The 19170-nt window shown below is 68.1% G+C and carries 18 protein-coding genes; 16 read left to right on the forward strand and 2 right to left on the reverse strand.

The window, feature by feature from the left end; translation table 11 throughout:
- Position 1 precedes the first annotated feature (1 nt).
- Positions 2-697 (reverse strand): SDR family oxidoreductase, encoded by a 696-nt coding sequence (locus HNR15_RS17530; protein WP_179483918.1) that lies wholly within the window; start codon positions 695-697, stop codon positions 2-4.
- Positions 698-781: 84 nt separating this feature from the next.
- Between HNR15_RS17530 and HNR15_RS17535 the strand changes: the two genes are divergently transcribed.
- Both HNR15_RS17535 and HNR15_RS17540 read left to right on the forward strand, forming a co-directional pair.
- The gene (locus HNR15_RS17535) at positions 782-1828 is read left to right on the forward strand and encodes a hypothetical protein (RefSeq protein WP_179483919.1); all 1047 of its coding nucleotides are present in this window, start codon (positions 782-784) and stop codon (positions 1826-1828) included.
- A 139-nt stretch (positions 1829-1967) separates the two neighbouring features.
- Positions 1968-2942, forward strand: a complete 975-nt coding sequence (locus tag HNR15_RS17540) for an MBL fold metallo-hydrolase (protein ID WP_179483920.1) — start codon at positions 1968-1970, stop codon at positions 2940-2942.
- Here the strand turns inward: HNR15_RS17540 and HNR15_RS17545 are convergent.
- On the reverse strand, positions 2906-3415 hold the full coding sequence (locus HNR15_RS17545; protein WP_179483921.1) for a hypothetical protein: 510 nt from the start codon (positions 3413-3415) through the stop codon (positions 2906-2908). The genes HNR15_RS17540 and HNR15_RS17545 overlap by 37 nt on opposite strands.
- A 139-nt stretch (positions 3416-3554) precedes the next feature.
- Here HNR15_RS17545 and HNR15_RS17550 point away from each other — a divergent pair, with 139 nt between their 5' ends.
- The 14 genes from HNR15_RS17550 (at position 3555) to HNR15_RS17615 (ending at position 19140) form a co-directional block, all read left to right on the forward strand.
- Positions 3555-5267, forward strand: a complete 1713-nt coding sequence (locus HNR15_RS17550; RefSeq protein ID WP_179483922.1) for a hypothetical protein — start codon at positions 3555-3557, stop codon at positions 5265-5267.
- A gap of 2 nt (positions 5268-5269) precedes the next feature.
- The gene (locus tag HNR15_RS17555) at positions 5270-6403 is read left to right on the forward strand and encodes a transglycosylase SLT domain-containing protein (protein ID WP_179483923.1); all 1134 of its coding nucleotides are present in this window, start codon (positions 5270-5272) and stop codon (positions 6401-6403) included.
- Between the two features lie 2 nt (positions 6404-6405).
- Positions 6406-7059 carry a hypothetical protein gene (locus HNR15_RS17560; protein ID WP_179483924.1) on the forward strand — a complete coding sequence of 218 codons (654 nt, stop codon included), beginning with the start codon at positions 6406-6408 and terminating at the stop codon, positions 7057-7059.
- 579 nt (positions 7060-7638) lie between these two features.
- Positions 7639-8538 (forward strand): P-loop NTPase family protein, encoded by a 900-nt coding sequence (locus HNR15_RS17565; protein WP_179483925.1) that lies wholly within the window; start codon positions 7639-7641, stop codon positions 8536-8538.
- The gene (locus HNR15_RS17570) at positions 8535-9203 is read left to right on the forward strand and encodes a DUF6668 family protein (RefSeq protein ID WP_179483926.1); all 669 of its coding nucleotides are present in this window, start codon (positions 8535-8537) and stop codon (positions 9201-9203) included. The genes HNR15_RS17565 and HNR15_RS17570 overlap by 4 nt, the downstream gene beginning before the upstream one ends.
- Positions 9200-9499: a hypothetical protein gene (locus tag HNR15_RS17575; RefSeq protein WP_179483927.1), complete on the forward strand. Its 300-nt coding sequence runs from the start codon at positions 9200-9202 to the stop codon at positions 9497-9499. Before HNR15_RS17570 ends, HNR15_RS17575 begins: the two co-directional genes overlap by 4 nt.
- Before the next feature lie 47 nt (positions 9500-9546).
- Entirely contained in the window at positions 9547-10329 is a 783-nt protein-coding gene (locus HNR15_RS17580) for a DUF8175 domain-containg protein (protein WP_179483928.1), read from the forward strand.
- On the forward strand, positions 10326-11885 hold the full coding sequence (locus HNR15_RS18695; protein WP_484477006.1) for a TrbL/VirB6 family protein: 1560 nt from the start codon (positions 10326-10328) through the stop codon (positions 11883-11885). Before HNR15_RS17580 ends, HNR15_RS18695 begins: the two co-directional genes overlap by 4 nt.
- Positions 11878-13407 carry an SCO6880 family protein gene (locus tag HNR15_RS17590; RefSeq protein WP_179483930.1) on the forward strand — a complete coding sequence of 510 codons (1530 nt, stop codon included), beginning with the start codon at positions 11878-11880 and terminating at the stop codon, positions 13405-13407. The genes HNR15_RS18695 and HNR15_RS17590 overlap by 8 nt, the downstream gene beginning before the upstream one ends.
- Before the next feature lie 272 nt (positions 13408-13679).
- A complete protein-coding gene (locus HNR15_RS17595; protein WP_179483931.1) occupies positions 13680-15092 on the forward strand; it encodes a hypothetical protein in 1413 nt (470 codons plus the stop codon).
- Positions 15089-15232 (forward strand): hypothetical protein, encoded by a 144-nt coding sequence (locus HNR15_RS17600; protein ID WP_179483932.1) that lies wholly within the window; start codon positions 15089-15091, stop codon positions 15230-15232. Before HNR15_RS17595 ends, HNR15_RS17600 begins: the two co-directional genes overlap by 4 nt.
- A complete protein-coding gene (locus HNR15_RS17605) occupies positions 15229-16950 on the forward strand; it encodes a type IV secretory system conjugative DNA transfer family protein (RefSeq protein ID WP_179483933.1) in 1722 nt (573 codons plus the stop codon). Before HNR15_RS17600 ends, HNR15_RS17605 begins: the two co-directional genes overlap by 4 nt.
- Positions 16947-17438: a DUF4913 domain-containing protein gene (locus tag HNR15_RS17610; RefSeq protein WP_179483934.1), complete on the forward strand. Its 492-nt coding sequence runs from the start codon at positions 16947-16949 to the stop codon at positions 17436-17438. The genes HNR15_RS17605 and HNR15_RS17610 overlap by 4 nt, the downstream gene beginning before the upstream one ends.
- Positions 17431-19140 (forward strand): hypothetical protein, encoded by a 1710-nt coding sequence (locus HNR15_RS17615; RefSeq protein ID WP_179483935.1) that lies wholly within the window; start codon positions 17431-17433, stop codon positions 19138-19140. The genes HNR15_RS17610 and HNR15_RS17615 overlap by 8 nt, the downstream gene beginning before the upstream one ends.
- Positions 19141-19170 lie beyond the last annotated feature (30 nt).

The following is a 19170-nucleotide window of genomic DNA, read 5'->3' on the forward strand; positions in this document are numbered from 1 at the left end:
CTCAGACGCCGCCACTGACGTAGAGCGTCTGTCCGGTTACGTAGGTCATGCCGGCGTAGTCGATGATCGCGGAAGCGATCTCGTCCTCGTGCGCGATGCGGTGCATGGGGATGCCGTCTTTCATTCGCTCGATGACCGCTGGTGGCGCCGCGTTGAGCATGTCGGTGTCGGTCGCGCCCGGCGCTAGGGCGTTGATGCGGATACCGCGTGCAGCTCCTTCACGGGCGGCCGACCGCACGAAGCCTTCAAGCCCGGCCTTGCTGGCGGTGTAGTTGCTTTGCGCGGTCTGGCCCACCTTGGCGCCGGTGGAGGAGAGCAGGACGATCGAGCCCTTACGGGCACGCCACATGCCCTTCCAAGCGTTTCGGACAACGTTGATCGGTCCGATGAGGTTGGTCTCGATGACCTCGCGGACTTCTTCGTCGGACATCCGGATGAGGAAGTTGTCACGCGTGATGCCCGCGGTGACGACTAGGACGTCCAACGGGCCGTGTGCCTCGACGGCGGCGGCGAGAGCCGCTTGAACACTGGCGTTGTCAGTGACATCGGCTTCGAGGCCTAGCACCCCTTCGGGGACGGTGCCACCTGCGCGTCGAGTGCCCGCGACGTGGTGGCCAGCCTCCTGGTATTTGCGCGCTGTGGCGCGTCCGATGCCCCGACTGGCGCCGAACACGAGGACTGAAAGCGATTCACCCATGGCCGCCACACTAGAGCGCTAGATCGGCTCATACGATCGAGGTTTGGTGGGGAAACGAGGGGTGAGCAGGTAGTGCCAGCAAAGGTGGACGTCGAGAACGAGTGGGTCCTTATCGACCCGACAGGTTCACTGCTTGCGGTGGGGGATACCCCCTACAAGGCGGTGAGCCCGCAGGGAATTCTGGCTCCCCAGGGTCGCCGGCTGCTGCTGCCAGCTATCGAGGAGGTCATTGCCTCGGGCAACCCGGTAGAGCACCTGACCGACGGTGTTGTTGTGCGAGCCCTGCCGATCGTGACGGCCAAAACTGGGTCGCTGACAGCAGTGCATGCGATTTATCGCGCCCAGCACGAAGCTGAGCGCGACCGGCCCATCGTGGGCTGCTGGGAGTGGGAACTGGAGAACGTCCACGCCGAGCGGGCGATCCACATCTACTGGGACGACGCCATGTTCAAGCTCTACGAGCTGGACCGCACAGACCCCGAATTTGCTGACCTGACCAGCGGCGCAACTCCGATGCCGGCATGGTTGAACAACCTCATCGCGTTCGAGCATCGCGCCGAGATGTACACCTACCTCGACCAGTGGATCCATAGCCCCGGCAACAAGGTGCCGATTTTTCGGTACCACATCATGACCGGCCGGGGTGAAGCCCAGCCGTCGACAAAGCAGCTGCGGTTTGCTGGCGACGGAGAGCGAGTGGGGGACACCCTGTGGCTGCGTGGGATCACTCATGAAGCTCCCGAGGGTGACGGACACGTTATCCCCGACTTCATCGAAGTGCGATCCGAAGATCTGTTACGCGCCGCCTTCGACCTCACCGACGCCGCTCTCGCCGCGATCGACACCCGAACGTGGTCGCTGTACATGTGGTCAAAGGCCCAATGGGTAAAGGCACGGCTTACTGCCCCCGGAAACGGTTCATTGCTGAACCTGTTGAAGCTCGACGACCTGGGCGCGGTCCAGTCGTACCTTGCCGCGGCCGCGAAGACGCCCGCTGTCGCGGAGACCCCGATCGTGGCGCGTTTTCAAACCGAGGCGGGTGATTACGAACCGTTCCTCATCCGGGCGAGCGGCGTCGACGCGGGAACGGTCAAAGGGCGGTTCGTGCTGTGCCGCATCACCCCCGGTTGAGCAAGTTCGTGACCCGGGCCTGTCCGTCGTGCGTGCTAGCGTTGAGATCGACTTGAACCCCTCATACCGGTCGGTGTAGGCGGTGTCACTGAGCAGCTGTCCAGCTCTTCACTCACACCCCTAGCCAAGGAAGCCCGGTATGACGTCTGACTGGCAGATCACCGAAGTCGCCACTGGCATTCACTTCGTCGAAGGTCCGGCCTCGAATTGGGTCATCCTGATCGACGGTGACGCAACCGCTCTCATCGACTGTGGGTACCCGGGTGACTGGACTGCGCTGACGGCCTCGCTTGCCGCGGCGGGCAAGCACCCGGACGACGTAGACCAGCTGCTCGTCACCCACGCCCACGCCGACCACATCGGCTCGGCGGAGCGCCTGCGCCGGGATCACGGAACCGAAGTGATCGCGTGCGGTCCGGAGGCGCAACACGCACGCCGGACGGTCCTTCACCAGGTCACCAAGGCCGAAGTTGAAGCGCAGGCGGCTGACCCCCTCGTGCGGGTCTGGATGGACCACGCGATCGCGGCCGGCGGCCTCGGAGATGTCGCTGTTGCCAAGGTAACGGAAGTGCCGCCAGGAGCAGCGATTGCCGCGGCCCACAGGCCAATCCCTCACCTGCTGCCCGGGCACACGCCGGGACACACGGTGTACGAGCTGCCGGAGGCGCAGGTGGTCGTGGTGGGGGACGGACTCGTCAGCGGTCACGCCATCAGCAAGCATCAGGGGCCGCAGATGCTGCACCCGATGTTCCACACCGACCCCCTGATGGCGGAGCGAAGCCTGGAGCGGCTGTCCGCGCTACCGGGCGAGGTCGTGCTTCCCGGGCACGGCCCGGCGATGCAATGCAGCCCAGCGGCGGCGGTGGCGGCCGTCCGCGGAACGCGGACGCTGACGGGGGCGCCCGGTCGACACTCGAGCCCGACGCCAGACGGGCAGCAAACCGCGCAGAGCGCGCCCGCGCGCTCCGTGGGGAGCTCGACGACCGATGAAGTTGCCGAGGTGCTGCGTGAATGGCTCAGCTCGGCAGGTGTCCCATGTGAGGCACGCGGTCGTGTACTGCAGGAGATTGCTTGCCGTCAGGCCAGTGGTTCGCGCTGGTCGTCCGCGTCGTAGGTGATCGCCTCGATGACAGCTTCCTGCTCTTGGTGCGTCATAGAACGGAACTGTGTGACTGCCTGAACGACGCGGTCGTTTGCGGTTGAAGGGGTGTCCAGAGCGCGGCGTATCGCCTGGCGCACAGCAGGATCGGTGAAGTACAGCAGCGGCTTGCCTAAGACCTCGGCAAGGTTCGCCATGAGCATCGTGGTCGGTGCTGCGTTGCGGCCATTACACAGCTGACGAAAGTGAACCGACGACAACGGAGTTCCGAGGTTCGTGACCTCGACGGCGATCCGATCGTTGGTCCAGTTACCTTCTGGATGAGCCCTGCGCAGATCATCGGTGGCTTCCTTGAGCGCATCGCTGAGCCCAGGGATGTCACGCGACACCACAATCGCCCTCCGTCGACGTCTCAACACGACGAGCGGAGCCAGGTCCGTCGTCTCGGCCAGGTCCCAACCGTAGGGGGTGACCTCATCACTCGCCATGCCAGGTGCGCCTCTCGCCATCATTCAACAAGCATCGTGCCAAAACAGAGTGTTTGCGCTGTGCCTACTTAATGATATTTAATCATCGCAGCGTCGCAGATGCGACTAACTGGCAGCTATACGGGGCGGGGTCAGAGCGATGGGGAAGACGTTTGATCCATCGGTGGTGCCGGTCTACCCCAAGGTGCGGCTGAGTCTGGTCCGTGGCCAGGTCACGGTGGATGACGAACCGGTGACGGTCCCGCCGGGGATGACGCCGCAAGAGGCCGGGGTGCAGGTCGTTGCGGCTCGTGCCGCGGCACGGGAGGGGGCCATCCAGGCAATACAGGCGGTCGCTTCAGACGAAGCCGGAAACACGTGGCGCATGGTCATCGACGCCGACGGGCGGGTGTGGCCGCTCACCGAGTCAGGGGCCTCTGCATCAACGGATGGGTCGACGTCTCGGAACGGTCAGAAGCGGACCGGGGTGCGCGTTGCGGTGCTGGGCACGGCGGTGGTCCTGGTCGGCGGCGGAATCGCTGGCATCGTGGTCGCGCACCACGGTGAAGCCCCAGCTCCGCATGCCGCGGTGACGCGCACGGTGACGCCGTCGGCGACGCCGACGGAGCTGCCGGTGGCCGCTCCGGTGGGCTGGTCTCCGCAGGCCGCCTGGTCCTCTGCGGCCGTGGCCTCGGTCGATGCCTCCCAGCAGACAGCCTCACCGGTGGCGGTGGGCGGCCGGTCGATCTACGCCGTAACCACCCACGGCAACGGTGACCTGGCCCTCAGCGCGTTGAGCGCACGGACCGGCGCCCCGGTGTGGAGCAAGGACCTTGCGGGGTCCTCGGTCACGACCGGCCCGACCCTGGGCCGTGTTGCGGGGGTTTCGGTGGTGATGGTCGCCACCGACACAGACGTGAGCGCCTGGTCGATGACCGGACAGCGGTTGGGGGACTGGCCCGTCCCCGCGTCAGGCACCGACACGACGGTGCTGCTGACGCCTGCGGGACCGATCATTCCCCGGTCACAGACCACCGTCTCCATCGTGGGCCTGGGCGGGAAGCTGGTCACGCGTGCGCTGCCCCCGGGTGGGCATGCGGTCGCGATTTTGCCCAAGGACACGCTGCTGGCCACCGACACCGGCGGGCACGCGTGGAAGGTCACCTCGCCGACAGTGGCAGGTAACCCGATCACGTTGCCGGCCCCGAAGGGCTGGACCGGCGGGACGACAGTCGCAGTTACTGAGACGACGTTGATCCAGCAGTGGACGCCCGCGAAGGCCACCAGTACCGGGACGGTGGTGCTGCGCGCGACTGCTCTGAATGGGTTGCGCGCAGGGTGGACGACGGGGTCGATCGACACCCAGAACGCGGCCTCGCCGCTGCTGATGTCGCCGTCGGGGACGGTCGGGGTGCTGGGGTCTTCGGTGGTCGATTTGCGCACCGGTGGGTTGCACTCATTACCCGCGGGCTGGACTACGCAGTTGGCCGGCGATCAAGTCATCTGGTGCACCAACGCTGACCAGCAGACCGTTGCCGCCACGACAACGGGTGTGCCTCTGGGCGGTGCCAGCACCGGCACGACGTCAAACCTGAACAACGCGAACGGTTCCACGGATCCGGTGATCCCGGCCGGTGTCGTGGGCACCTCGGCGCTGGTCATCGGGTCGGCTGACGACACGCCCCGCCTGTACTTGCTGCCGAGCACCACCGCGACGGGATCTGCGACGGCCTCGACGCCGTCGAGCGTGCCGTCGACAACCGTGGCGCCCGCCCCGAGCACACCGGCGAAGAAACTGACCACAAAGACGACCAAGAAGCCCGCGTCGTCGAAGAAGACATCGGCGAAGACCTCCACTGCGGGTGGGAAATAGCCGTGGGCGGCAAGGGCATCGGGGGAGCGGTGCTGGGTGTGGCCGCGATTCCGGTGATGGTTGTCGTCGCCGTCTCCGGCGCTGCACCGACGCCCCCCACAGCTCCAGGCGGCGGGCTCAACAGTGCTGGAATCCCGGCCGACCTGGTTCCGCTGATCCAGGCTGCCGGGACGGTCTGTGCGGGCATCACCGCACCGGACATTGCCGCTCAGCTGAAAGCGGAATCCAACTTCAACCCCAACGCCACCAGCTCGGTCGGTGCGCAGGGGATCGCGCAGTTCATGCCCGGCACGTGGAAGACGTGGGGGCAGGACTACAACCACAACGGCACCAACTCACCCCTGGACCCCGGGGACGCGATCCCGGCGCAGGCGCACTTCATGTGCGCGCTCTACGCCCAGGTCAGCTCGCTGCTCAAAGCGGGCGCGGTGAAGGGTGACCCGAACGATCTGGCGTGGGCGGCGTACAACGCCGGCCTGGGCGCGGTGCAGGCCGCCGGCGGTGTCCCACAGAACGGGCAGACCCCGGCCTACATCGCGAACATTCGCAAGTTCCTGGCTCAATTCACCCTGCCCGGTGGTGGGTTGGCCGCCGGTGCGTCCCTGGCGCAGACGGTGCTGGCGTACGCGTGGCACACCAACCAGGGCCAGGACCACCTCGCGCAGATGCCGCAGTACGCCGCCGCGGTCAAGGCCGCAGAGACCAGCGGTCACTTCTACGCCCACCAGATCGGGGAAGTCCCGATCGGCCGCCCGGAAGGGGATCACTGCTCCGCGACCGTGTCGCTGATCGCGACGACCGCGGTTGACCCGACCTACAACGACAGCGGTCTGCTCGCCCAGGGCGCGGGGTTCGTCCCGGTCCAGGAGGCCTGGCTGGCCGCGCACTGGCAAGCCCTCGGCTCCGCGTCGTCCCTCAGCCTGTCCCAGCTGCGCCCTGGTGACATCGGGATCAGCAACGGCGGGGGCCTGACCCACGTGTGGATGTACGTCGGGTCCATTCCGGGGTTCACAGGCAACTTCGTTGAGGGCTCCTACGGCTACGGCTCCCACGTGGGGTTCGCGCCCCAGGCTCGCCAGTCCTCCACCGTGCTCTACGCCGGTCACCCGAACGCCGTCTACTACCGGAAGAAGTGACGATGACCAGCTCGCGCACCTCTGTAGCGATCGCCATCGCGATCGGCGCCTTCGCACTGTCTGGGTGTGCCAACAAGGGCGCCAAGACCCCGGTGACGGTCACCGTCACCCCGTCACACGCCGTGACCTCGTCGACGAGCAGCTCGTCGACGCCGACCATCCCGACCACGACCCTTCCCGCCGGGCGGGCAGGTACTCCGCGCGGGGGAGCGCCGAATCTCGGCGGGGTGAACCAGCAGGACGCGTCGGCGGTCGCGGCGGCAGTGATGCAGGTGTTTGCCACCCAGGACACCGCGATCGACACCACCACGTTGGACGCGGAGCGCCGCGCGTCCGCCCTGTTGGGTTCGCCGCTGCTGCAGGCCGTACGAGCCCCGTTGTCCGGCAACGGGGGCGGGGGAGCGGCCTGGACCGTCCTGACGGCGCACCACGGGTTCACCACCGCCAGCGCCAAGACCGTCCCGATGAGCGACGTTCCGGATCAGACCGGCGACAGCCCCACCCTCGCCGTCCGCCAGGTCGACGTCACCACCACCGGGCACGGCACCGCCGGCTGGACCAGCAAGCCCACCGCGGCGGTGTGGATCGTGACCTGCCGCCGCGCAGCCGCAACCGGGCCGTGGCGGGTCACCCAGGTCTACGACCAGACCCCTTAACCAGCCCGGCTCACTCACAGACCAGCAGGACCACGACGGGAGAGGCACATGACACAGAACACCCAGCACACCTCGAGCGAGGCCACCGGCACGCCTCGGATGCTGATCATTGGGGAGGGTCAGTTCATCCTCGACGGGCAGGTCGTCCCCGTCGCTGGCGGCAGTAGTGTCCACCAGGCCGCGATCACGCACATCGCCTCTCAGACGAGCGGTGTGGTGCAGGTGACCGCCGTCGATGACGGGGGCACCCAACAGCTGCAGGTCGGTCCCGACGGAACCGTCACGTCCGTTGGGACCGCACCTGTCCTGCCAGCCGCCAGGACGCAGGCGGGGCCTGCGGTTGCCCCCCAAGTGCCGCCGCAGGCCCCTGGCGGGACTGTATCGGCCACCTCGGCTGGGGCCGAATCGGCATCGGGGGCAACGCAGGAAGCGCCGCGGACGGGCGCGGCGCGTACACCGTACACAGAGCCGGTCGGACAGTCGGTCGCCGCAGTGTCAGCACCGGAGGTCCCACAGTCGCGTGCGGAGCGACGCGCGTCGGTGACGTTCCTGCCGGGCGCGGATGAGGCGTTTTCTGGGATGACGACGCCGACCAAGGTCGGCGGCTGGCACGGGTTTCTGCAGAGCATCGGCCTGAAGAAACGAGTCGAGGGACCGACCCCGGAGCAGATCACCGAGCGGGCGGAGCTACGGGCGATCTCCCAGCACTGGGCCGGGCCGCGGACGATCGGAATCGTCAACCCCAAGGGCGGTGCGTGCAAGACCCCGACGACGGTGCTGCTGGCGGCCATGTTCGCCCGCTGGGGCGGCGCGGGGTGCTTGGCATGGGACAACAACGAGACCCGCGGAACGATGGGTTGGCGCACCGAAGAAGGGCCCCACGAGGCCCACGTGCGCGACCTCCTCGGCGCAGCCGACGAGCTGATGCGCCCCGAGGCCCGTGCAGCGGACCTGGCGGCGTACGTGCATCACCAGACCGAGGACAAGTTCGACGTGCTGCGGTCCAACCCGCACTCCATCGCACCCGAAGAACGTCTGACCACCGCGGACTTCGATGCACTGCACCGGGTCGCCTCGCGGTACTACCGGCTGGTCTTCATCGACTCCGGCAACGACGAGTCCGCGGCGAACTGGTTGCGGATGATCGAGCACACCGACCAACTGGTCGTGGCCACCACCACCCGTCCCGATCACGCCGAGGCCGCCCGGCTGGTGCTGGACGACCTGCGCAAGCAGAACGACGCCGCTGCGCAGCTAGCCGACGACGCGGTCGTAGTGGTCGCCCACGCCGACCAGGAAGAGGCGCCCAGCGCGGAGTACCTGGCCCGCTTCGAGGCGTTGGCCCGTGCCGCGGCACCGATCCCGTACGACCCAGGGATGCGTGCAGCGCACCTGCGCCTGGACGGGCTACGCCCCGACACCCAGGTCGCGTGGCGGCACGCCGCCGCGTTGGTCGCCGACGGGCTGGGTCGCCGGTGAGCGCCCCATCGCTATCGCGCGGCCGCAAAGACCCGGCCCCGGTCAACCCGTTCCTGCCCGCGGCACCACCGCCCGAGCCGGTGCAGGAGGCCATGCCGGTCGATGAGCTGCTGGGGGAGGACCTGGCGGCTACCGGCCCGGCTCGCCCATTGGGGATTCAGGCACCCGTGGGGGCCTCGTTGCCGCGCACGTTCGCCGGCCCCGAGGCCCGCACGTACATGGTGGGTCTGCACGGCGGCGCCGGTGTCACCACCCTCACGCAGCTGCTCGGGGAGCAGGTCGCGGTCGATGCCGGAACGAAGGTCCCGCTCGGTGGCACCCCGAAGGTGCTGCTCGTCGCGCGCACCCACGCCGCCGGCCTTGCCGCGGTGCAACGCGCCGGACAGGTCTGGGCCGCAGGGCAGCTCTCTGATGTCGAGCTGCTGGGCCTGGTCCTGGTCGACGACGGACCCCGCATCGGCAAAGCCCAGCTGTCCGCGTGCCGTCAGGTGATGCAGATCCTTCCCCGGACCTGGCGGATCGGGTGGGTCGAATCCTGGCGCACCCAGACCACCCCGGAGATCTCGGCCGCCCCGTTGCGGGTGCGCCGCACCGTTAACCAGCTGCGCGCGATCGGCGCACCTCGAACCGTCAACAGCACCACCAACGAAGGGAACCCGTCATGAACACCACCGTCTCCACCCGCGTCGCCGCGCACCTATCGAGCCGCCTGTCGGCCTCCGGCATCCAGAAGCCCCCCGGCGTCGACGGCCTGACCAAGGTCGTCGGCTGGTCCATGTGGGCCGTCGCGCTGCTGTGCGTCCTGGGTTTCATCGGCGGCATCGCCTACCTGGTCATCGGAATGATCGAAGGCCGGGAGATCCACGGCGTGAAGATCATCGGCATCTCCCTCGTGGGCGCCGTCGTCGTCGGCTCAGCGACCACCTTCATTGCAACGTTGACCGGCGTCAGCATCGTCTGACCGACTGGTCACCACATTCGCCGATCCTCAACCTCTAGGAGGCGGGCATGGCTCGCGACGACAACAACGAAAACGACGACACCGCCGGTGGCGGCATCGCCAGCTCCCCCGTGTGGTGGGCAGCCGGTGGCGTAATCGTGCTGGTCATCGCCGGCCTGCTGTGGATCCTGCTCAGCAGAGGCGGGTCCGGGTCGACCGCTACACCGACCCGGACTGTCACCGCCTCACCCACCGTCAGCACAACAGGCACCGGCAGCCTGTCCGGGACCAGTACGGCGACCTCGAGTACCGCGTCGGGGGTTGGTGGATGCAATGTTCCGGGCGGCAACGGACTCGTGCCCACGTCGGCGATCCCGGCGACGTGGCAGACGGTCGGCGCGGTTGCAGTACCTGTGTCATCGACAGCTGGACCTAAGACGATCACCGGCCCCGAAGGCAGTTTGCGGTCGTGTTACCAACACTCGCCGACAGGCGCCGTGATCGCGGCGATGAACATTGCGTTGGCGAGCAGTTCCTCCAATGGCCATGCCGTGATCGAGCAGGGGTACACACCCGGCCCTGGCAAGACGGAGGCTGAACAACTCCCAGCCGATCCCTCGAACGCGGCGATAGCGGGATTCAAAACGGAGGCCTGCACGCAGAGCTCGTGCCTAGTGCGGATTGCCATCACGGTGCAGGGCCAGAACATCGAGGGGACGATGCCGATGGTCTGGTCTGGTGGCGACTGGAAGGTGAATGGGCAGGTCACCGGTGTCGCCCAGGCCGTCGTTATCACCAGCTTGGCCACCTACGTTCCGATGTCACCGTCAGCTGGCGGAGGAACGTCGTGATCGCGGGAGCGGGCCGGCCGGTTGCGGTTGGGGGTTGTCTCGACCCCACCAAGGCGATCGGATGCGTTGTTGGGTCAGCTACCAAGAGTGGCTTTGAGGAGGTCGTCAAGGCCTTCGGTGATGGTGCGCAGTCGATGTTGAAGACGGTCGCCACGTTTTGGGTGAAGGTCCCGGATCCTCAGCTCGGTGCGTCAACGTCCTCAGGGGGTCAGATCGCGTCGTTGGTAGGAGATGAGTCGTACATCATCGCGGTGCTGGCGACGTTCGGGTTCATCCTGGCGGTGGGCCGGTTGGTGTGGACCAGCAAGGCGGCTCAGTCCTCCCGGGAAATCGTGCGCGGGCTGATAGTGCTCACTGTCGCGTCGGCGTTGACCACGGCCGTGTTCTCGATCTTCCTGGAGGCCGGCAACGGCTACTCCGACTGGATTCTGGAGCAGGCGACCGGCAAGAACACGGCTGGGGACGCGTTCACCGCGATCATCACCGAGTCGATCACCGCTGGTGGGGGCGGGGAGATCAACAACGCCCTGGGCGCGTGGTTCCTGCTGTTCCTGCTGCTGATCTTGGCCTCGCTGACGCAGATCGTTTTCATGGTCGTGCGCGGCGCGGTGCTCTACGTCCTGGCGGTCTTCATCCCGGTCTTTGCGGCCGATTCGTACTCCGAAGAGGGCTGGGCACGGTTCAAGCGGGCGCTGATGCTGATGTTCGCGTTCACGATCTACAAGCCTGTCGCGGCGACGATCTACGCGACCGGGTTCAAGCTGCTGCACTCACCCGGCGATCCGAACAAGACCACCGCCAGCCTGATGAACGGCATCTACGGCATCACCATCCTGGTGCTGGCGTCATTGGCGTTGCCGTCGCTGATCAAGTTCCTGGTCCCGATGGCTGCGATGGGTTCTTCCGGGGCGTTCTCCGGCGGGGCAGCACTGGGTGCCGTAGCGACCGGGGCGGTCGCGATCGGCACCATGGGCGCCTCCGCGGGGGCCTCCGGTGCGGGCGCAGCCGCCGGCGGCGGTGGGGCGTCGATGGCCGGCACTGGTGGCGGTGGAGGTGGCCTCACCGGTGGCGGCATGACCGGCGGTGGTGAGGGTGCCAGCCCGAAGGGCGGCGGCGGTTCGTCCGGTGAGAACTCCTCCGATGGGGGCATGCCCGGTGGTGGCGCCTTACCCGGCGGAGCGGGTGGTGGCGACTCAGGTGGCTCGGACGACGGCAGCGGGATCGTCCCGTCTGACGACGCGAGTAGCGCGCCGAGTGGGGGCAGCACCGGCGCTGGGTCCTCCGGTGGCGGTGCATCCACCGGGGGCGGCGGGTCTGGTTCGGGTTCCTCGGCCGGTGTCTCGTCGACGGGGGGACAGGAGTCCTCTGGCGGCGCAGGGCCGAGCGGTTCGGGGGCAATGCCCGTGGGTGCTCCCACCGGCGGTGGCGGCAGCTCCAGCGGGGGTTCTTCTGCTGGTGGCACCGCGGCACAGCTGGGCGGGCAAGCCGTGCAGCAGCTCAATGACATGGCGCAGGGCGCCGTTCCTGACGGAGCAGAAGAGGTGGGGCATGAGTGACATCAGTGCAACCGAGGGTTTGGGCCCGAAGCGGGTCACGTACGGCAACCTGCGTCAACCGAAGGTCCCCGGATTGTTCGGGTTGCCGCCGGTGTTCCTGGCCGGGGTGGGCCTGGCCGCGCTGGTGCTGATCGGGGTCAGCATCAGCGGCCACCTCCTGCTGGGCCTGGGTCTGATCCTGGTCACCCTCGCGGTGTCGGGGGTGATGCTGATCCCGCACCCGTCAGGGCTCAACCCGTACGTGCGGACCGCCCGGTGGGCACGGCACCGTCGCGCGGAAAAGGCCGGCCTGACGATGCTGCGCCAGGGTCCGGTCGGGCACACCCCTGACGGAAAGGTCCGCCTGCCCGGTCTCGCGGCTGCGAGTGAGCTCACGCAGTGGCGTGACTCGTTGGGCCAACCGTTCGGGTTGATCAGCATCCCGTCGACGCATCACCACACGGTGGTGATCGAGTGTCACGCCGCCGGGACCGGGGGAGTGGACCAGCACGTCATCGACTCCCAGGTCGCGCACTGGGGCGCCTGGCTGGCCGGGTTGGGCCAGACCGGGGACATCGTTGCCGCGGCCGCCGTCGTCGAGACCGCACCCGATACCGGGCACCGACTGCGGCGGGCCGCGTTCGCGGATCTGGACGCCAGCTCGCCGGCGTTCTCTCAGAAGGTGCTGACCGACTCGGTTGCGGGAGCAGCAGGGTCGGCGGTCATCACCACCCGCCTGACGGTCACCTTCACCGGCAAACCCTCCATTGAGGGTGCCCGGGGTAAGGCGATCACGACGGCGCAGATGGCTGAAGAGATCGGCACCCGTCTCCCGTCGCTGTTGGACGGGTTGAAAGCCACCGGCGCGGGCACCGGGTGCCGTCCGTGCACCGCGCAGGAACTGGTCGACACCGTCCGGGTCGCCTACGACCCCAGTGTTGCTGCGGACGTGGAGGAAGCGCGCACCAAGGACGGCACAGGGCTGTCCTGGGACCAGGCAGGACCCGTCGCCGCGCACGCTGGATACGACCACTACGAGCACGAGTCGGCGGTGTCGTGTTCCTGGCAGATGACCGCACCCCCGCGCGGAGTGTTCTACGACTCCACGCTGGCGGGGCTGTTGGCCCCGCACCGGGACCTGACCCGTAAACGGGTCGCGATCCTCTACCGGCCACAGACCCCGGAGCAGTCCGCCGACGCGGTGGACCGAGACGTGAAGAACACCACCTGGGCCGCCTCGGAGGGCCGAAGGGTGACCGCCCGTAAAAGTCAGGACAAGAAGGCGGCTGAGAAGACCGAGCAGGAGGAGGCCGCCGGCGCGTCGCTCGTGCGGTTCGGGATCGTCGTGACCGCAACGGTCCTCGACCCGGAGCTGCTGCCGCTGGCCCGTAAGACCGTCGCGTCCTCGCTGGCGGCGCCGGCCCGGTTGCGGCTGCGGTCAGCCAAGGGATCCCAGGACGTCGCGTTCGCCGCATCCCTGCCCATCGGACTGGTGCTGCCCGAGCACATGACGTTGCCCACCAGCATCCGAGAGGCCATGTAATGACCACCAACGTGGACCCGACTCGCACTGACGCCGAGACGTCCAACCCGTTCGCGGACCATTCGTCCACTACTGAACAGTTTCAGCCAGATGATGATCTGAGGCGTACCCGGCGAGCTGGCGGGTACACCAAAGCCAGGACACGATCCGCGGCCAAGAAGTCCGGCCTGCTCGGCAAGATCCGGGCGCGGCGTGCGGCGAACATCGCTGCTCGGCCCGTCGCACCTGGCAAACGGGGCTGGCCGGGTAAGGGGGGCGGAGCAGCGGTCATCGTGGATACCCCGCCGGAGTGGCGCGGGTCCTCAGTCCAGGTATGTGGCCTGTGGCCGTTCTCAGCCGGATCCGGCACCCCCGTCGTCGGCGTCCCGCTCGGGCGGCACCTGCTCACCCGGGGCACGGTCTGCGCGGACCCAGTCACCTGGTTCCTGAAGCGACTGATCAACAACCCCTCCGGGTTCGTCCTCGGCCGCCCCGGTCTCGGGAAGTCGTCCCTGGTCCGGAAGATGGCCGCGGTCCTGCCCGCCTACGGGGTGCTACCCATCGTGCTGTCGGATCTGCGCCCGGACTACACCGACCTGATCCGCGCCCTCGACGGGCAGGTCATCAAGGTCGGACGCGGGGAGGGCAACGTCAATCCATTGGACGTGGGGCCGTTGACGACACGCATCGGCGAGCTGCCCGAGCAGCTGCGCCGCAAAGCCCACGCCGACCTGGAAGGCCGGCGCCTGAACGTCGTCCGGGGCCTGTGCGAACTGTCCGGGTCCGAGCTGCTGGACCACGAAGTCAACGTCCTGTCGACCGCGCTGCGGCTGGTCGACCCCGACCTGACCGGTCAGGCGGTCATCGCTGACTTGCAGGCCAAGATCGAAGAACGGCCCGAGGCGTTGCGCGCGATTGTGCAGGACCGCGGCGAGGAAGGTCGCTACGCGGACCGCACCCAACGTCTCGTCGACGCGCTGCTCACGTTGGGGGAGGACGGGCCCTACGGGGACACCTTCGCCCGCCGCACCAGTGAACCGATGCGACTGGACCGGGCGGTGTCCTTCGACATGTCCGCGGTCGAGGACGACGACCAGGTCCTGCAGGCCGGGCTGCAGCTCGTGTGCTGGTCGTACGGCTCCGCCGGCGTCAGCGCGGCGAAGTACCTGGCCGATGCCGGCCTGGCCGAACGACGCGTGTACCTGCTGGTGATGGACGAGCTGTGGCTCGCGTTGAACGCGGCGACCTTCATGGTCGACCGCGTCAACGCCATCACCCGCCTGAACCGGGCACGGATGATCGGCCAGTTGCTGATCACCCACACCATGGACGACCTCGTCCTGGCCACTGAGGCCGCCACGAAGAAGGCCTGGGGGTTCGTCGAACGCTCCGAAATGGTCTTCCTCGGCGGCCTGGCCGAGGGGGAGATGGGCAACCTGTCCAAGGTGTTCGGGATGTCCCGCCGGGAGCGGGAAATGATCACCGACTGGTCCATGGAAGGCACCGTCAACCCTGAGACGGGGCACGCCGAAGCCGCCCCCGGACAGGGCAACTTCTTACTGAAAACGGGCAAGAAGCCCGGCATCCCCTTCCACGTCGAGCTCACCGCAGCAGAGCTGGCGATCGGCAACACCAACGCCGCCTGGCAGAACTTGCAAGAGACCTGGTCCTCCCGCGAGACCACCGACACCGAGGTGGGCGCATGAGCATCCAGCCCGGCCACCGATCACTACCCGTCGAGCACCACCCCACGCTCGTGGAGCGGGTCCTGGACCGCCTCGGGGCCCTCGTCGTGGCACTCGTCCCGCATCGACGCACCCGCCGCGACAGGAGGCCCCGCCGATGAGCCACCGACCGAACAAACGACCCGACCCCGGCCAGTCCGAGACCGGCTGGATCATCCTCATCTGTCTGATCCTCGGCGCGGGCGTGCTTGTAGGGCCCGCATACGCCGGGTGGCGTCTCGGCGGCCGCACCTGGTCGACGACGGCGATCGCGATCGCCGCCGTTTTGTATGCGGTCCTGGTGGGTCTGTTGGTCCTGGTGCTGCTGTTGGTGCGCAACTACCGCCGTGGGCGGGAGTGGACCGATGACCGTGCCCGGTCGATGTCCTCCCGGCGCGACATCGCTCCGTTGACCCAGCGGGAGGTTGCCAAGGACACCGCCCGGCTGGGTCCGCAGACGTCTCGGGCTGGGATCGGGGTGCGGATAGGGACCGCGATCGCCACCAAGCAACCGTTGTACGGGCCGTGGGAGTTCACCCAGCTGTGGTTCATGGGACCGCGGATGGGCAAGACGACGTCGCAGTGCATTCCGCACATCGTGGCCACCGGGGGCCCGGTGCTGTCGACGGCGAACAAACCGGACCTGTTGAACGCCACCCGTGGCCCGCGCAGCGAGATCGGGCGGGTGTGGGTCAGTGACCCCCAACAGCTCGCAGGGGAGCCGGCCACCTGGTGGTGGGACCCGTTGTCGTACATCACCGCCGGGTTCGGCGCGGTCTCTCGCGCGGAGAAGCTGGCCGGGATCTTCCAGGCCGCCGCGGTCAAGACCGACGCCCGCGAGGACGCCTACTTCGGCCCCGGTGGTGAATCGTTGCTCGCAGACCTGCTGCTCGCGGCCGCGGTGGCCCGCGAGCCCATCACCCGCGTGTATGACTGGCTCACGTTCCCCGACGGTGAAGCCGGGTTGCCTAACCCCGTGCAGCTGCTACGCGATCACAGGATGGCCGCCTCAGCGACGTCGCTGACCGGCCACATTCGCAAGACCTCCAAACAGCGCGATGGTCTGTACGGCACCGCCCAGGGGATCATGCGGTTTCTGCGCGAACCGGAGTTCCTGCCCTGGATCACCCCCACCGGCCCGGACGACGCTCGGCGCCAGTTCGACCCGGTCCACTTCGTGACCTCCCGCGAGACGCTGTACCTGCTGTCGCAGGAAGGCCCTGGATCGGCCCGGGCGATCACCGCAGCGCTGGTCAATGCCGTGTTCGCGGCGGCGGAGGAGAAAGCCAACGCCAGCCCCGGGGGTCGACTGCCGGTGCCGTTGCTATGCGAGCTGGACGAGGCCGCGAACATCTGCCGGCTACCTCAGCTGCCGGACGTCTACTCCCACTTCGGATCCAAGGGGATCATCCTGGTCACGATCCTGCAGTCCCGCGAGCAGGGCGTCCGGGCGTGGGGTGAGAGCGGCCTGGAGAGCATGGTCTCCGCCGCCTCGATCCTCGGTGTTGGCGGCGGTATCCGCGACGAAAGCCACCTGCGGGGCCTGAGTCAGCTGATCGGGCAACGGCAGGTCATGCGCCGCTCCTCCAGCAGTGGCACCGGCGGGCACCGTTCCTCCTCGCGCGACGTCCGCGAAGAGGAGATTTTCCCCGTGGAGGACCTGGCCGCGTTCCCCCGCGGCCGCGGCGTGGTGTTCATCGCCGGCACCCGCCCGACCTTGATCAGCCTGGACCCCTGGTACACCCAGGACCCGGCGGCCGCAGCGAAGATCACCGCCAGCATCCAGTGCTACAGCCCCACTGACGAAGCCGACGAACTACTCGCAGGGGCACGCAAATGAACCGCGTTGATGGCCCCAAGGGCGCCGGCCGGACGGCCGGATCTGGTGTAGTCACCCCTCTGCACCGTGACGAGCCTGAGGTCTCCGAGCACGTGGTCGTCACCGACAAACAGCAGGGACCGCCGCCACGGCAATTTGCCGGTGTGGACGAGTTCGTTGACAGGTTCGTGCTCCCGCAGTGGCGCTACCGCCTCGACACCGAGGACGTGCGCTGGTGCGCCCGATGGTGGGAGCACACCGCCGCAATGGGTCGCCTGGAGGCCCTGTGGGAGGCATTCGAGGTCATGCGCCTCGACGACGCTCCCAGCATGTCGATCTGGTACCGCGACCACTTCGACGTGCACATGAGCGTGCTGACCCAACGCGACGGGGTCTTCCACCGTTGCTCCGCCGAACGCGGCATCCACGAACAACCCCGGCTCTGGCCCCACGAACAAGTACCACCGGGGCTGCTGAGCACCGACACCACAGGAGGAAACGATGAGTGATCACCTCGACGAGCTCGGCGGCGAACTGGACCGGGTGCTGCGCTCGGCCACGATGGCTGCCTCCCAGCTCGGGGAGAACGTCGCGCGGCGGATAGCCAACCGCCGGCAGAACGTTGCCTCCCAAGCCCGTCAGGTGTTCATCGAGCGGCGTGACCAGGCGCGGTCGCTCTATCTGCCGCTGATGTACGGCAACGCCGCCGACCGGGCCACCCCCGAGCAGCTGCAGCAAGCCACGCAGGCAGCGAACGCCTGGGCCGGCCGCGACCCGGAAGCGGCCCGTGCCGCCGCCCACTTCCAGGACCGCATCCCTACTCCGGTCACAGGTGCGTCGACCGGGGCCCAACCCTCGCCGGCCCTCAACACTGCGCCGGTGTCGGTGATGTCGCTCGAGCAGGCGGTCGACCTGGCGCAGCAGCACGCGCCGGACTACTACACCCAGCATGAGTCGCACCGGCGCGAACAGAACGTCGAGCAGCTGGTGGCCGACTGGACGCACTGGCAGGCCGAAGGCCAGCTGCCGCAGGAGTCAGTACGTGATGAATGGGCTCGGTTCATTGGCCGTCACGACGAAGTCGAGCAGGCCAGCATCGCCGGCGGCCCCAAGGGCCGGCGCGATGCCCTGGAGCGTGTCTGGGCCATGAGCGGCACGCTGACCGAAGAGGAAGCCATCACGCTGGCCAGCGAGCACGCTCCGGCGTACTACTCCCGCCACGAGGCGGACGCTCTGGCCGTCGATGTCGACACCGAGCAGCTGCGCGCCGACTGGACGCACTGGCGCGAACACGGGGAGCTGCCGCTCGTCTCCCGTCAGGAGGAGTGGGCCGCTTACGCCGGCCGGCAGCGGGAGTTCAACACCGACCAGTGGGACAACGACGCGGACCGAGCAGCAGCCCTGCAGCAGGTTTGGGATGAGGGCCGCGACGAGCGGGGCCTCCTGGAGATCGTCGACCATCTGGACCGTATGGATGACGCTGGGATGCACGATGTCGCCGCGAAGCTGGACAGCGAGCTGGCCGGGAACGTCGATCAGCTCCGGAGCCTGACGGACGACATCGACCAATTCCACCTGGACCGCGCTGCTGCGCGCGACACCTACGCACCTCTGCTGGACCCGGCAGCGTTCAATGCTGCCGACCAGGCCACTGTCCTTGCCGCCTGGCAGCAGGCCGCCGGGTGGGCCGGGCAGGACCCGGCTGCGCAGGCCGCGGCCGAACAGCTGGACCAGCAGTTCCGCACCCGCTGGGGAGCCTCCCCCATGGACTACCTGCTGGACAACCTCGGCGACCAGGCCGCCAACCTCACCGAGGACCGCCGGGCAGCACAGGCCGCGGATGTGGCCGCCGATCGCGCCGAAGCCGACGAGCTGCGCGGCACCGCCGAGGAGATCCTCGGGACCCCGCACACCGCCGCCGAACACGAGGACGCAGACCAGCGCCTCGAGCGCGCAGACGACCTCGACAGCGCCGCGGCAGCGGCGCAGAACGCAGCGCCCTACAACCGCGCCGACGAGGCCGACCTGTACGCGCCCGGTGTCACCGACCAGGCCCGCCAGGCACGCATCGAATCCGCGGCCGGGTTCTCCCGCTCCACCGACGACATGCTCGCTAGGCACGCGAACGACGGCGCGCAGCGCGCCCACTCAGCGCCGGCGAAGGCCACCATGAACCGAGGCCGCAGCACTGAGCATGATCTGGGCCGGTGAGACCCACACCTGCCCTTTTCGTTTGTTTCG

This window comes from Allobranchiibius huperziae (assembly GCF_013410455.1).
Taxonomy (GTDB): Bacteria; Actinomycetota; Actinomycetes; order Actinomycetales; family Dermatophilaceae; genus Allobranchiibius; species Allobranchiibius huperziae.